We start from the raw sequence: 14865 nt of genomic DNA, 5'->3' as shown, positions 1-14865 counted from the left end.
CTACTGGTGCGATAAAATCGCGTTGGTTTAGAAATCATCAAATAAAGAGATATCTTTGACATTTTGATTTGAATTGGTTGACAAGTCTTGCTTGGTTAGAAGTTGTCGTAACTCGACACGTTCCAAAGCAGAGATTCTGATAAGGGTCGCCACTTCGGTTATAGAATAGCAGCTTTTATAATCGGCCTTTATTCGAGCTACCGTAAGATAGGCAATGACAGCAGTCCAAAGATGGATTTTTACCGCGTTCTCGGAAAATCCCCAAAGGGTCTTCACGACAATATTCTGTTTGATCCATTTGAAGAAAACTTCTATATCCCAGCGATGGCGGTAGAGATTGGATATTTCCAAGGCACTGATTTCAAAGTTATTGGATATGAAATCCACAATTGTGTCATTGTCCGGGTCATATACTCGTACAAACCGCATGTCATCAGGATAGAGTTTACTCGACTTATATCCGGTTACCCGAATACGGGAGTCTTCTATGATGCCTGACTTTGCATTGGGGATTTCCATTTGCCCGATTGTCATGAACTTCATGTTCTCTTTCGGACGGGATACCCAGAATGCCTGTGACTGATGGAATCTGAACAAAGCCTTGAAGTCAACATAAGCCTTGTCCATCACATAGAATGCGAATGGTTCCGGCGAAAGCATGTCAAGTTCGTTGCTGTCATGCCATTTTCCATCGGTAATATGAATGTTTGCCGGTATGCTTCCACGCAAATCAAGCAATGTGTGCATCTTTACAGCGCCTTTGCTGTATTTGCCCAATGCCCATGTCGCAAGTTTTATGCTGGTTGATATGGTTGTGGAGTCCAACGCATAGATTACGTTGTCTATGGTTATCTCGGATAGTTTAGCCTTTGAATACATGGGTCTTACCAATCCTATTAGATAAATTCCCAGTCCCTCAAAAATTCGATAGTCCCGACTTTCGTTAGCCCGCGACAAAGATGTGTGGTTGACTGTTTTCCGAAAACCGAGATGATATAGCATCTTTGAATGGGCCTCCAGACATAGACAGATGTCTCGTAGCGAATCACAGCCCGTCAACAGTCCGAAGAGCAGATGAAGGAGGTGATTGTAACTGTTGAGATTCTTTACATGCCAATCTCCTTTATACAGCCTTACAAGCTTATCGAACTGGTAACGCGGTATAAATTCAATTACCTGGGAGAAAACATACTTACCCTGATTCATAATCTTGATGTTTGGGAACAACAAGACTAATAAATCAATTTCAAATCAAAAAATCAATGTTCTCTTGTATTTGACTAAATATTAATATTTTAATAACAGTGGTAAGATTTTTATCGCACCACTACTAATTCTGAATATTTTCTTTCGGAATATAGCGAAAATACTACAAATGAGAAGTGTTGCTAAAAATCGGATTGGTGACAAATGGTTCCATCCGAACAGCAGAAGTATTACAGCCGGCAAACTGGAAGTTAATTCTCTCAATATAAGGCGGAGTGCGAATAAATTCTTATTGCCGAAGTCTATAATTCCGGCATTGAAGAAATATTGTCCCAAAGTTCGGCGACATATTATGTAACTTACTATATAATATAATACCCATGTAGCCAAAAAGTCGTTTAAAGGAGGCATATAGTAAAAATAGGCCAATAGTCCTGCAACTATTTGAAACAGGAAGAAGGAGAATACTGCGTCTAACAGAATAATCAACAACTTAGAGGATATGTTAAGCTTCATTTATGCATGTCTGATTGGTTGATAATGCAAAATTAGCTATTATTTTTCAATGCATGTTTATTTATAACCTCATGTCGGTGGTAGCTCCGTTCTCCGGCAGTACACTTTTAGACATTATAGACTTTTGGGGCATTATAGAATGTGTAGAGTCTTGATTATTACTAACTTTGTTGAGAATCAAAAAAATTAATTCGCGTTTATGAAACTTTTGGGGCTAAATGTGCACCTAATGAGGCAAAACAAACAAAACAAACGAAGTATGACAGATCCTCCAACAAACGAAAGGGATTTTGCCTCGCTCATAAAGCAGCACTCCCGAATCATTAACAAGGTCAGCTATTTTTATGCTACCGACAAATTGCCCTTTGACGACCTCCGGCAGGAAATCTATGTCAATATCTGGCTTGGATTAAGTCAATTCAGAGGCGACAGCAAAATGTCGACATGGATTTATCGTGTAGCTGTAAACTCGGCGCTAATGGCCTTGCGCTCATCAAAGCCCAAAATCGAAACCGTGTCGCTTAATTTCGGACTTCTTGACATTTCATCAGAAGCCGATGATGCGCAAAGGGAAAATCTTCAAGCACTTCAATCGTTGATCAACCGACTTGAAGATATTGAGAAAGCAATCATGCTCCTTTGGCTTGATGAACATTCGTATGACGAAATTGCCGACATCATCGGACTTAAACGCAACACTGTTGCTGTAAAAATTCACCGCATTAAAGAAAAACTCTCAAAACAAATGTAATATGCAACTCGACGAACTCAAAAAAAGTATGTCAACGCTTGAGCAGGTGCTCGCAAAGACAGACTCTGACATCAAAATAAACGTATCGGCCTCCCAAACGGCTAAAACCAAGATACTCAAAAAAATCCGTCAAGGATTCGTGTCATGTATCATCATCGCTGTTGTTTTCGCTGCAATGGCATTTGGCAACATAGAATCTCAATCATTTCCCAACTATCTCAAAATCGGCATGGCTGTTTGTCTTGCTGTGGGTGCGGTATGGTATATCTTCGTGTACACCCAATTAAGCCATATCGATATTGCAGCTCTCCCTCCGGCCAAACTATTTTCCCGTACAGCGAATATAAAATTGATGATGATCTCAGGAGAGGTGTTTTTCATTGTTTGCCTCGCAGTGTTTTTCACTCTCCTTTCCCAATCTTTTTGGAACTATAACCAAACAGCTTTTTGGGCAATGGTTGCTACTCTACTGTTTGCCGTCGTTTTCGGCATAGTCCATACATGGCCTCAATACATCAAGTTGTTCCGCGACCTTAATTCCATAAAGGAATAAATATTCCGCCGTCAGTACACTCTCTGAGTACACGCTATAAAAGAATAAGAGCTGACAATCACGTGATTGTCAGCTCTTATCTGTACCCAACTGTGCCGTATTAGAATCAATCTTGGCTGATTTAGACAGGTTATGGGAAATGCGTCATTAGATATCTGGGCCAGGGAAACACATATAATCATTTTACGATAAATAAAATATCAGCGAGAGTTGAATACTTTCTTTTCTTGAATTCAAACTGTACTTTTTTTAGAGAAGCTGAAGAGAAGCTCTCGATATATTGTTTAATCTTAGGCTCGATTAAAGAAAATGCCCTCTTCATTTTCCAAGCTTGCGTAAAATCATTGGAGTCTGCAAGAACAAGGTATAATCGATTTTCAGCGCCAAAGCGCATTTCGCCTTGATTCTCATACAGCCACCTTATTAGCTCAATAGGATTTCTTTGAGATTCTTCGATTATTTGGCCTCGAACGACCTCTAATTCTCTGATTATATCGCTTCGGCCAACTTCCATTAGTTTTTCTGTTAACGTATATATTTGTTGTGGTTCCGACGCTTTTGTATCACATGAGATTCCAAGATTCTTGCATTTCTTTTTCAACCATGATTTTTCAGATGTTCCTAAAATATTCTTAAGCTTCTGTTCCATAAATTGATTAGGGAAGAAAGTAACTTTTAAATCAATCGGATATTCATCAATGAAAAAATCTACACTCTTTATCTCTCCAACGGCGGATATCACTCTTGGATTTTGTTTAAACAATGATTCAATGATAAAAGAAGTCCAATTATTATACCAGCTGTTTTGTACGTAATTCCATGCATTTGCGCCAATTTCGGATTGTCTGCTCTGCAATTCTGAAAACTTACTGATTATTTTAACATATCGACTGATAAAATATTTATCAAGTGAGTTGTTTTGGTCGCCACCCCAAGAATAATATTGAACTTTGTATAAATCCTCTTTCAGCTGTCGAATATCCACTCCCATTTCATTATACCATTCATGATTCATACATTGTAAAAATCTGTCAAGTATAACAGAAGCATCGACTCGATTTATCAAGATATCAAACAATTCCCGATTTTGATCTGATACTTTGGTGGAATTTAATGTGATATTATTTTCTGCTAAAAATTCTTTTAATTGTCTGCCGCGACAAATTGCTCGGACTTTTAGCCATAGAAGTCCTTCTATATTATTGTTAAAGACATCCAGTTTTTGTTCTCTGAATGCAATATCCCATTTTTCAAATCCATTCATATATAACATTTATTATGGTTCACATACTAATAAAATTTCATTACTGCCTGCAACACTTCCTTTACCTCCTCTTCCTGTTTGGTAAAGTTTTCTGTCTATCGATACTTTCCTATAAGGTCTAATCAAATCAACAAGAGTTTGTATGTCTGGGTAACTTCTATCGTTGTAGCTAATTAACCAATATGGAATATCTTTGGAAAGAGAAAATAATTTTTTAAAGCTTCCAATTATTTCTTTTTTAGTTTCAAAACCGCTTTCTTTTTTAGGACTATATCTTTTTGTGCCATTAATAAACTCCTTATCTTTCCAATAATTTGTATATGTTTCCAATAGATGATAAAATCCTTGATAATCTGCATGGCTATTGCAATATGGAGGATCAAAGTATGCTAAATCTATATTCGACAAGGTCGGCAGAAATTTAATGATATCTTCATTGCATGAAATGCACTCGCATCCATTGTCAAACACAGCGTTGTTATATTCCGATATTAATTCTGAAAATATATCTTTAATTGGTCTTATAAGGCTGCGATTTCGTTTTATTCTATCGGGGTTGGCAGCATAGACTAAAGCTTGGGTATGAGCAAAATGCCCCATTGTCACTTTGCGAGTTAAAGCTCTATTCATAATGGTAAAAGCCAACGCTTTTTTATATTTATTCTTAAGTCTATCGATATTACTTCTAAAGGCATCTAAAAATTTAGTTTCTTCACGTACGAAAAATATATTAGTAAAAAGCTGTTCCATCAGATTGTATTCTTTTGGATCAGAATTATCAGAAAAAAGGATTGAAATATCCTCGGGCATGAGTATTTCGTTTTTATTTTCAATCAGAGCCTTGCCAATTTCGCTATTGAATTTTAAAAAATCGTTGGTAATAACTTTTTTACCCAATTGTTTACAAAGAAAGGATATTGATTGCGAACCGCTAAAAGCATCCAATACAACCTGAGCACACTCTGGTATATGCCGAGTAATCCATTCTCCATGAATATATTTAGCCCCTAGGTACTGAGGTTTTGGGAATTTAATGTCCATGAAATCATATTCCCCAAATAAAGAAGGCTGTATTAACTGATTTGTTAGCATAAAGCAAAGTTAGAAACAATATTTGAATTATACAAACATATAACTGTTTCCAACAATAGGATGCTTGACCTTATCTATGGGCTGGACAATGAGTTGCAAGTACGAATGTCAATTAATCCCCCTTAAACCTAATCCGTCTTAGTCCGAGTAGTGTGGCAAAAGAGCATAAAAAAGGGAGCAGAACAATCTGCTCCCTTTTTTGCGTACCCAGACCCGGGATCGAACCGGGATGGATTGCTCCACTGGTGTTTGAGACCAGCGCGTCTACCGATTCCGCCATCTGGGCTTCTTTGCGGTGCAAAGGTAATGACAATTTTTCTCTTGTGCAATATCGGAGCGACTAATTTTGTGACAACAGGCGATTTTGACAGCTGTTTTTGTGCCGGAGCTTGCGTTTAAGCGGGTTTAAACTGCTGTACGGCGTAATTAGGCATAGTGTCATATTTATGCGCAGGTATGTTAAATATTGGAAAAATGAAAATAGTACAGATTGTTTTAAAGAAAATTGCTAAAATATTTGCTATTTTAATATCTTTTGACTTATTTTGCGTCAAATGATTTTAACTTATTGTTGTTATGAGTTTCTTTACTGCTAAAAAGATTGATTTAGGATGGCTCACGGCATTTGTGCTTATGATTGCCATTAGCGTTGTTGGCTTGTTTGTTAGTCCCGGAGAAGGCATTTTCGATATGCCTAACGATCATCTGTATGCCAATGTGGCATGGATGATAACCGCTACTATTTTTGTGTTGATGATGACTCCGGGGCTTTCGTTTTTCTACGGAGGCATGGTCAGGGTCAAGAATGTGATTTCGACGATGCTTCAAAGTTTCATTGTCATGGGATTTGTAAGTGTAATCTGGGTTGTGTTTGGGTTCAGCCTCGCTTTCGGAAATGATGTGTGGCATGTCATAGGCAATCCTGCCGACTTCTTCATGTTTGAGAATGTGGGAGTGCTCAATGTCACCGATCCGAGCCGTGAGGGCATGAGTCAGATTGGCATTGCCACGACCACGATTCCGCTTGCGTTGTTTGCGCTGTTTCAGATGAAATTTGCCATCATCACCCCGTCGCTTATCACCGGATCCTTTGCCGAGCGAGTGCATTTTGCAGGCTATCTGCTGTTTATGGTGTTGTGGACGGTGTTTGTTTACTGTCCTCTTGCTCACTGCACGTGGCACCCCGACGGCTTGTTTGCCATGCTTCATGTGCATGACTATGCCGGAGGCATCGTGGTTCATGCCGCATCGGGTATTGCGGCTCTTGCCGGAGCGATATTTCTCGGCAAGCGTTCATCGAAGCGTGACGCCAAGCCGGCCAATGTGCCGTTTGTGTTGCTTGGAGCTGCGTTGCTGTGGCTGGGATGGTTCGGATTCAACGGCGGTAGCTCGCTTGCCGCCGACGGCATCGCGGTTTCGGCATTCTTGAACACCAACACTGCAGCTGCAACGGCCATGGTTACATGGGTGGTGTTTGACGCACTGCGCGGCCACAAGCCGTCGGCAATGGGAGCGGCCATCGGTGCCGTTGTGGGGCTGGTCGCCATCACTCCGTGTGCCGGATGGGTCACTGTGGGACAGAGCGTGTTCATAGCCTTCGTGATAACGATATGCTGCAACATGGCAGTGAGCTGGAAGAGTTACGGACAGATGCTTGACGATGCACTCGATGTGTTTCCCACTCACGGACTTGGCGGAATTCTGGGAACGGTGCTGACAGGAATATTCGCATACGACTTTTTTGCAGCCGGCGATGCCGAGATGATTTCGCGCACCGAATTTTTCTGGAATCACATCCTGGTGCTTTTGATGGTGTTTGCCTATACGTTTTTAATGAGTTACGGTCTTTATTGGATAACCAACAAGTTGGTTCCGCTGCGAGTTTCACGCCGCAGCGAGGAAATCGGCCTTGACCGCTCGCAACATGACGAGGAGTACGGCATAGAGGGCGTCACGGGCCTTGCGGAGGATACCCCTACAGTCGATGAGTGGTTCAAAGGCATGGAGGAGAGTTGATCCCCTAACCGAAGGGAGTCTAATCCTTATCATTATTTCGGTTCAAAATCCGGTTGCGGCCATGATGTCGCGGCCGGATTTTGTACTTTAATCATGTCACGCACTCTTTTTTAATGACATGACGATAACTTTCGGCTCGATTTTTGTTATATAGGATAGAAAAAGAATATTAACATACAAAATTCAAGTATTATGAACGAAAACCATAAATCGGGTTTTGTTAACATCGTAGGCAATCCAAATGTGGGAAAATCGACGCTTATGAACGACCTTGTGGGTGAGCGTATAAGTATAATAACCTCAAAGGCGCAGACTACGCGTCACCGCATAATGGGCATAGTCAACACCGACGACTACCAGATAGTGTTCTCCGACACCCCCGGAGTGCTGAAGCCCAACTATAAGATGCAGGAAGCTATGCGTGAGTTCTCGGAGGGTGCATTGACCGACGCCGATGTGCTGCTCTATGTGACCGATGTTGTAGAGGATCCCACCAAGAATGCCGACTTCCTCGCAAAGGTGGCAAAGGAAACCGTGCCCGTGCTGCTTGTCATCAACAAGATTGACTTGCTGAAGGGCAACGATGAACTGGAGTCGATAGTGGGTCGCTGGAAAGATCTGCTTCCCAACGCCGAGGTGTTCCCCACATCGGCCAAGCTGAAGTTTAACACCGACACGCTGATGAACCGCATCATCGAGCTGCTTCCCGTGGCTCCGCCATATTTCGGTAAGGATGCGCTGACCGACAAGCCGGCCCGATTCTTCGTCACCGAGATAATCCGCGAGAAGCTGTTGCTGAATCTCGACAAAGAGGTGCCTTACTCGGTTGAGGTCGTGGTGGAGAAATTTGAGGAAAAGGAGGACTCCATCCACATAATGACAGTGATCTACGTTGAGCGTGACTCACAGAAGGGCATTATCATAGGCAAGGGCGGCACAATGCTCAAGCGCATAGGCACCGAGGCCCGCAAGGACATCGAAACCTTCTTTGGCAAGCACGTTTATCTCGAACTGTTTGTCAAGGTGGAGAAGGACTGGCGCAACCGCGAAAACAAGCTGCGTTCGTTCGGATACATAGAGTGACGACTGCCTGCCACCGGGCGGCATGTCACGCGACAGCATAAATCCACAGATGTAAAAAAATGAGAATCGGAGGAGCCGTTTTACCGACTTCTCCGATTCTGCTGTCTTTAAGGATTGTTGTTGCTTTTATTCAATCAGTTGTTCCAACCGGCAGGCATTGTTATTGACTCCCAGCTGCGGGCGAGCAGTGCGAGATTGGCACCGCTGTAGTAGGCGAGCTGCTGAAGGAACACTACATCGTCGCCGTCGACATAGGACTGGCTCAGATTGGGAAGATAGTAGGTGAGGTCGCCTTGGTCGTAGTAGCCTGTGGCCTGAAGCGGGTAGTACTGTACCTGCGAGTAGGTGTCATCGAGCATGAACCAGATGTTATAGCCTGTCGCGATGAGATTCTCAAGCATGAAGGCTTGAGGATTCTCCTGTGCGCGATAGACGGGCTGAGGCCACTGGTCGCCGAATATGTTGGTAGTGTAGACACCGTCGCCTATGTAGTTCCATGTGAAGTCCTTGTACAGGCTTACCGTGATTTCTCCGATTCCCGAAATCGAAGTGTCATCATCGGTAATTGCCAGTTCCACTGTTATGTCCTCGGCAAACGGGATGGATGCAGCATCGACAGTTATAGGATATTCCACGCAGTTGACTCCGGCCGGGAATGTGACCTGTGAGGGGCAAGAGATTCCCGCAGCGTCGGTTGTGGCGGTTACGGGGAGTGTAGCCTCGCCGTTGGAGTCGTCACGTGTTATCTGAACCGTTATGGTCGACGGGAAATCGGGACTGCTGTACTTGTAGGATACGCTCGATTGCTGGAAGCTGAACTTGTTGTCGGCTTCGGAATACTGGTCCCAGTATCCGTCCTCGCTGCACGACGACAATGCGGCCATTGCAGCCAGGGCAAAAACAATATGTGATTTTAAGAATTTCATTATTCTGAATGTTTAAAGTTGAGTGATTGTTACTTCACCGCACTCGGGCGTGTAGCCGCAGGATTGATTTCTCCGAGCAGCGGGTTGCCGTTTTGCTCGCCTTGCGGAATCTGGAAAATCAGACACGGGTCGCCGGCGGGGATGTTGTAGGTCTGCGCTGCGGCAAATCCGGCTCCTCGGCGATCAACACCTCTCTTGAGGCGCATCATGTCGTACCATCCGAGTCCCTCGCCCCAGAATTCGATGCGACGCTGGCGATATACTTCATTCTGTACTCCTTCGGCCGATGCCTCGGTGCACACATAATCGGGGTCGCGATAGGTCTGGACGAAGTTGGTGAGTGTCTGTGCTCCGAGCGACGGATTTCCACCCATTGCCTGTGCCTCGGCGATGATGTGATACATCTCCTCGACACGCATCAGCGGCACATCGCAGGCGTTGTTGCTCTGGTACATCAGATTCTCATAAGGAGCATACTTTACCTGGAGGTAGCTGCTTGAGCCTCCCGACAGGTAGTAGAGATACTCGTCACACTGCATCTGTCCCTTGTACCATGACTGCTTGGACAGAGAGCTTGACACGGGAAGTGACGCTATGCCGGCATAGCTGCCATTTCCGCTCTCGTCGATCCACCATCCGCTGCGCACATCAGTTTTCGAGAGTGTGCGGTAAAGATTCTGGTTGACGCGGCGCCATCCGCCTACTGATGCATATCCGTAGCAGAGCGAACCCATCATCGACGGGAAGTTGCATATACCTGTGGTGACGCAACGGTCGGACGGCTCGATGTTGACCGACCACATCCATGAGTGCTCGCTTCCCGAGTTGAAAGCAGGAGCCGAAAGCTCGTCAAAGCTGTAGGGAGTGGCCTTGGAGTTGGTGATGGCATATTGAGCGTCGGCTGCGGCCTCGTCCCAACGGCCCATGCACATGTAGACACGTGCACGTAGTCCGTGAGCGGTGGAGGCGGTGACAAATTTCTTGTCGTTGCGTGAGGTGGTGCCGAGTCGGCCCGAGTTTTCAAGGAGTTCGATTGCGGTGTCGATGTCGCCCAGAATCTGAGTGTAGACATCCTCAACCGATGCGCGGGGCATTCCGTTGGCGGCAGCCTCGGCTTCGTTCTGCTCGGTGATTATGGGCACACAGGGCTTGGTTTCGTTGCCGAGATAGGTGTGCTGATAGAGCTGTGCGAGTACGTGGTAGTCGAAAGCTCTCACGGCGTAGGCCTGACCAAGATAGAACATGTTGGTCTTGTCGGTCGACTCTTTGTCGAGCGATGAGATGAGGCTGTTGCAGGCATATATCTGATTGTACATCGTGTACCATATAATGTTGGTAATCGATGAGCCTGCGGTGATGTCGCTGTAGGCCACCTGTGCGTAATAACGGTTGTAGCCGGTGTAGGCGCTCACCATGTCGGCGCCTCTCACATCGAGAGCAAGCATTATCGAGGGGTATCCGAAGTCGGTGTGCTCGTCGGCGTAGACCTTTCCGAATTGTTTGAAGTTACTTGCAATGGTGTTGACTCCGGCCTCGGCCATTGCCGGGTTTCCTCCAAGCACCTCCTCGCGCTGGTCGGAGGTAATGGTGCTTCCCATCGGGGCGGTGTCGAGGTCGTTGCATCCGACCATGGCGATTCCCGCAACGGCTATGGAAAATATCTTGTTAAGCAGTTTCATTGTTCAATAAAATTCAATTGGTTGTTAATCATTATCAGAACACGACTTTCACGCCACCCGATATGCAACGCATTGCGGTGTAAGTTGATGTTGTCGATGATGTGTAGCTCTGGCGCGGGTCAAGACCCTTGCGTGCGCTCCAAAGAGCGAGGTTGTCGGCTGCTCCGTATACGCGTATGCTTTCGATGCCTATGCGCTTGGTGACGGAAGAGGGCAGCGTGTAACCCAACGTGATGTTGTTGATGGCAAGGTAGTTGGATGTTATAAGACCGCGGGTTGTCGTGTAGTTGAAGAAGGGGTAGGCTTCCTCGGCGTCAAGACGGGGAACGTCGGTGTAGGGATTCTCGGGTGTCCATGCGTTGAGGATGTCCTTGTGGAATGTCCGTCCGTATTCGCCCGATGTGCCGGTACCCATCATTTCCTGATAGCCCGAATCGAATATCTTGCCTCCGAGCTGGTAGGAGCATGCTATGGCGAGGTCGAAGCCGTAGACTTTCAGCGTAGTTCCGAAACCTCCGTAGACTACGGGAAGAAGGTTGCCGGTGGCGCAGCGGTTGGCCTGGGCTCCCGAAGCGGTGTCGCCGTTGTAGGCTACCGACCAGTCGGTGGTGGGGAACTCGTTGCCTTCAGCGTCCTTGCCCCAGTAGAGTGCGCGTCCTGTTGCGGGATCCACGCCTGCATACTTGACCATGTAGAGCTGATACATCGACTCGCCTTCGCGGTAGATGCTTGAGCCCGAGATGAGTTCTCCTTCAAGTTCGGGAGCGAGTTTCAGGATCTTGTTGTTGACAAATGTAGCATTGTAGTTGATGTCCCATGTGATGTTGCGTGTGGTTACGGGACGGTAGTTTAGCTCTATTTCAAAACCGCTGTTGCGCATCGAGCCGATGTTCATCGGTATCGATGAGTAACCGAGTGACGGAGCCACGGGTTTGTTGTAGAGCATGTCGCTCGTCTGGCGGTTGAAGAATTCAGCGCTACCGCTGAGCATTCCCTTCCACAGGCTGAAGTCGACGCCTACGTTGAATGCGTTGGATGTTTCCCATGTGAGGTCGGGATTTCCCTTGTAGCTCAGAAGTCCGTCGCTCCACTCGGTGGCACCTGAAATGGTGAACTGGTCGAGATAGGCGTAGTTGTTGCCGATTCCGTCGTTACCCTGCTGACCGAATGACGCGCGCAGCTTCAACTGGTCGAGCCACTCGCTTGTCGACATCATGAATGATTCGTGGGCAATGTCCCAGGCTGCCGACACGGAGTAGAAGTTACCCCAGCGGTTCTTGGGATGGAAGCGTGACGAACCGTCGCGACGGTAGCTGAAGCTTGCGAAGTACTTGCTGTCGAAGTCGTAGTTGATGCGGCCGAAGTAACCGCGGGTAGAGTAGGCACCGTAGGAGCCGTAGCCCTTGCGTCGGTCGTCGTTAAGGGTGTTGTTTACCGCCCAGCTGCCGGGGTTGTAGAGGTTGTTGCCGATGGCCTGGGTGTACTCGTTGTTCCACTCGTAGCTTTCGTAACCGAGGAGGAAGTCAAAGGTGTGCTTGTCGAAGAATGTCTTGCGGTAGTTGGCGAGTGCCTGCAGGTTGAGTCCCTTGATGCGCTCGGCCACCTGAAGAGCTTGGCCTTTGTAGGAGGCCGACTGTCCGTAGAGGGGATTGGATATGATGTGGGTGCGGGTGTTGTCGATTGTCAATCCCACGTTGCCGGTAATCGACAGTCCTTCGATGGGGGTAAGCTGTACAAACCACTTTCCGTTGAACAGGTCGGTGAGATACTCCTCGGTGTCGTAGAGAAGCGACGACGCGGGGTTGGCCATCGACATGTAGGCGCGGGTGAAGTTGGTGCTCTGTCCGTCGCCGTAGTCATATACGGGGCGGTTGTAGGTAGTGTTCATCATCAGCGAGCCGTCGGCGTTGCGCACGAAGATGGGGTAGACGGGAGCAATGTAGTTGGCCACCTGGAAGGCGTTGCCCGATGAACCGCTTTCGGTCTGCAGGTCGGGATACTTTGACTTGCTGAACGAGTAGGAGATGTTGGTGCCGATCTTCAGCCACTTCTTGGCCTGATACTCGACGCTTGCACGTGTCGACAGACGGTCGAATGCCGAGTTGTCGATGATACCCTCGTCGTTGAGGTAGGCGGCCGACACGTAATAGTTGAATCGGTCATTGCCTCCCGACACGCTCACGTTGTACTCCTGGCGGAGTCCGTTGCGGAATGTGGCCTTGCTCCAGTCGTCGGGGGTGTAATAGTAGGTGCCGTCGCTGTAGCCTCGTGTGGCGTTGGGGTTGAATGTTCCGTCGGGGTTGATGAGCGACTGTCCGTCGGGGATTGTGTAGAGCAGATAACCTATGGGGCCGTTCTCGGAAGTGTCGAGAAGCTTGCGGTTGGCGTAGACATGTGCGTCGGCAGCGCTGTAGCCGAGGTGGTATATGGCTGCGTTACGCTGAGCTGCATAGGTGAGCTCCATGAATTGCTCGGGGCTTGTGATGACATCGTAGTTTGACACTTGGCGTGAGTTGGAACCCCAGCGGGCGTCAAATGTCACCTTGGCGTTGCCTTCCTTGCCTCGCTTTGTGGTGATGAGGATTACACCGTTGGCACCGCGCGCTCCGTAGAGGGCGGCTGCGGCCGCGTCCTTGAGCACTGTCATCGACTCGATGTCGGCGGGATTGAGTCCTGCGATGTCGCCGTCGTAGGGCATTCCGTCAAGCACGTAGAGGGGAGCCATGGATGCGTTGATTGAGCCCACACCGCGTATGCGCACGGTCGACGATGTACCGGGCTGGCCGTTGCTGTTGAGTGTCTGCACACCGGCCACCGTACCGCTGAGGGCGTTGGTGATGTTGGACACGAGGCGATCCTCGATGTCGGCTGCGCTTACCACTGATGCCGCACCGGTGTAGGCCGATTTCTTGGCTGTGCCGTAAGCTACTACCATGACTTCGTCAAGCTTGTTCTCCGAGTTGGTAAGACGGATGGTCATGTGCCCGTCGGTGATGGGCACCTCCTGCGTGAGCATTCCCACGTAGGATACCAGGAGTTTAGTGACGCTTGACGACACTTTCAATGAAAATTCGCCTTCGATGTCGGTAGCAGTTCCGAGGCCGCCACCTACGGGGAGGATGGTCGCGCCGGGAAGCGGCTCGCCGTCGCCGGCATACACGACTGTTCCCGTCACGGTGCGTGTCTGTGCCGACACGGCCGTCACGGTCAGGAGTGCAAAAAGTAAAAGAATGAACTTCTTCATACTACAATTTTTAATTAGACATATAAAGTTTTTAAATGTTGTATAGAACTGAGCTTAGTTGTTAAGCCTTATTTGCACATTTGGATAGTATCTTTTGCCGAGAGATACTAATCGGTGATTCTGTGCGCGTCTAATCAAACGATTCCCACTGCGTTACTTCCCGCTTTTGCAACATCAATTGTGTTAAAATAGTGCTATTTGAGCCATAAAATGTGAAATTTTCCTGTTAGCTTATTTTATTTAAAATGACAAAATGGATTTTTGAACATGAATAATTTTAGATACGTATAAATATGTGATTATTAGGAGCATATCGGTGGTGAAATGTGCAAATGAGTGCGTTTTCAACGGTGCCAAAATGTTAAAACAAAGAAAAAAAATGCTACAAATTGTTTATATTACAGCTTTTTGTACTAACTTTGTAAGGTGTTTTAGTATCTCTCGGCAAGAGATACTACGTGTAAGTGCAAATAAGGCTTAACATTAAGCTCAGTTCTATACAACATTTAAAAACTTTATATGTCTAATTAAAAAT

10 protein-coding genes and 1 tRNA gene are annotated in these 14865 nt (G+C 46.5%); 4 read left to right on the top strand and 7 right to left on the bottom strand.

Features of this window, described 5'->3' with window-relative positions:
- Window positions 1-27 precede the first annotated feature (27 nt).
- Window positions 28-1206: an IS4 family transposase gene (locus E7746_RS11170; RefSeq protein WP_136409686.1), complete on the bottom strand. Its 1179-nt coding sequence runs from the start codon at window positions 1204-1206 to the stop codon at window positions 28-30.
- A gap of 775 nt (window positions 1207-1981) precedes the next feature.
- Here E7746_RS11170 and E7746_RS11165 point away from each other — a divergent pair.
- Both E7746_RS11165 and E7746_RS11160 read left to right on the top strand, forming a co-directional pair.
- Window positions 1982-2473, top strand: a complete 492-nt coding sequence (locus tag E7746_RS11165; protein ID WP_168184372.1) for an RNA polymerase sigma factor — start codon at window positions 1982-1984, stop codon at window positions 2471-2473.
- A 1-nt stretch (window position 2474) separates the two neighbouring features.
- Entirely contained in the window at window positions 2475-3026 is a 552-nt protein-coding gene (locus E7746_RS11160; protein WP_136410837.1) for a hypothetical protein, read from the top strand.
- A 178-nt stretch (window positions 3027-3204) separates the two neighbouring features.
- On the opposite strand, the gene E7746_RS11155 is transcribed toward E7746_RS11160, so the two are convergent.
- The 3 genes from E7746_RS11155 to E7746_RS11145 all read right to left on the bottom strand — a co-directional run bounded on the left by E7746_RS11155 (window position 3205) and on the right by E7746_RS11145 (window position 5668).
- On the bottom strand, window positions 3205-4290 hold the full coding sequence (locus tag E7746_RS11155; RefSeq protein WP_135946714.1) for a hypothetical protein: 1086 nt from the start codon (window positions 4288-4290) through the stop codon (window positions 3205-3207).
- Between the two features lie 12 nt (window positions 4291-4302).
- Window positions 4303-5382, bottom strand: a complete 1080-nt coding sequence (locus E7746_RS11150; protein WP_135946715.1) for a DNA adenine methylase — start codon at window positions 5380-5382, stop codon at window positions 4303-4305.
- Between the two features lie 204 nt (window positions 5383-5586).
- Window positions 5587-5668, bottom strand: a tRNA-Leu gene (locus E7746_RS11145).
- Between the two features lie 404 nt (window positions 5669-6072).
- Between E7746_RS11145 and E7746_RS11140 the strand changes: the two genes are divergently transcribed.
- Both E7746_RS11140 and era read left to right on the top strand, forming a co-directional pair.
- Window positions 6073-7398 carry an ammonium transporter gene (locus E7746_RS11140; protein ID WP_238337178.1) on the top strand — a complete coding sequence of 442 codons (1326 nt, stop codon included), beginning with the start codon at window positions 6073-6075 and terminating at the stop codon, window positions 7396-7398.
- Window positions 7399-7590: 192 nt separating this feature from the next.
- Window positions 7591-8481, top strand: coding sequence for a GTPase Era (gene era, locus E7746_RS11135; protein WP_123395590.1), 891 nt, complete (start codon window positions 7591-7593; stop codon window positions 8479-8481).
- Between the two features lie 134 nt (window positions 8482-8615).
- On the opposite strand, the gene E7746_RS11130 is transcribed toward era, so the two are convergent.
- From E7746_RS11130 to E7746_RS11120, 3 genes are read right to left on the bottom strand one after another with little or no spacing between them, the layout of a single operon-like run.
- Window positions 8616-9407: a hypothetical protein gene (locus E7746_RS11130; RefSeq protein ID WP_136410835.1), complete on the bottom strand. Its 792-nt coding sequence runs from the start codon at window positions 9405-9407 to the stop codon at window positions 8616-8618.
- A gap of 29 nt (window positions 9408-9436) precedes the next feature.
- On the bottom strand, window positions 9437-11086 hold the full coding sequence (locus E7746_RS11125; protein WP_136410834.1) for a RagB/SusD family nutrient uptake outer membrane protein: 1650 nt from the start codon (window positions 11084-11086) through the stop codon (window positions 9437-9439).
- 34 nt (window positions 11087-11120) lie between these two features.
- Window positions 11121-14330, bottom strand: a complete 3210-nt coding sequence (locus E7746_RS11120; RefSeq protein WP_136410833.1) for a SusC/RagA family TonB-linked outer membrane protein — start codon at window positions 14328-14330, stop codon at window positions 11121-11123.
- Between the last annotated feature and the right edge of the window lie 535 nt (window positions 14331-14865).

Source organism: Muribaculum gordoncarteri (genome assembly GCF_004803695.1).
Taxonomy (GTDB): domain Bacteria; phylum Bacteroidota; class Bacteroidia; order Bacteroidales; family Muribaculaceae; genus Muribaculum; species Muribaculum gordoncarteri.
Note: the sequence above shows the minus strand (reverse complement) of the source record. Positions and strands in the feature narration are given on the sequence as shown.

Coding starts and splice junctions, on each gene's coding strand:
- E7746_RS11170 (WP_136409686.1), bottom strand. CDS start 1,206: ATGAATCAGGGTAAGTATGTTTTCTCCCAGGTAATTGAATTTATACCG.
- E7746_RS11165 (WP_168184372.1), top strand. CDS start 1,982: ATGACAGATCCTCCAACAAACGAAAGGGATTTTGCCTCGCTCATAAAG.
- E7746_RS11160 (WP_136410837.1), top strand. CDS start 2,475: ATGCAACTCGACGAACTCAAAAAAAGTATGTCAACGCTTGAGCAGGTG.
- E7746_RS11155 (WP_135946714.1), bottom strand. CDS start 4,290: ATGAATGGATTTGAAAAATGGGATATTGCATTCAGAGAACAAAAACTG.
- E7746_RS11150 (WP_135946715.1), bottom strand. CDS start 5,382: ATGCTAACAAATCAGTTAATACAGCCTTCTTTATTTGGGGAATATGAT.
- E7746_RS11140 (WP_238337178.1), top strand. CDS start 6,073: ATGCCTAACGATCATCTGTATGCCAATGTGGCATGGATGATAACCGCT.
- era (WP_123395590.1), top strand. CDS start 7,591: ATGAACGAAAACCATAAATCGGGTTTTGTTAACATCGTAGGCAATCCA.
- E7746_RS11130 (WP_136410835.1), bottom strand. CDS start 9,407: ATGAAATTCTTAAAATCACATATTGTTTTTGCCCTGGCTGCAATGGCC.
- E7746_RS11125 (WP_136410834.1), bottom strand. CDS start 11,086: ATGAAACTGCTTAACAAGATATTTTCCATAGCCGTTGCGGGAATCGCC.
- E7746_RS11120 (WP_136410833.1), bottom strand. CDS start 14,330: ATGAAGAAGTTCATTCTTTTACTTTTTGCACTCCTGACCGTGACGGCC.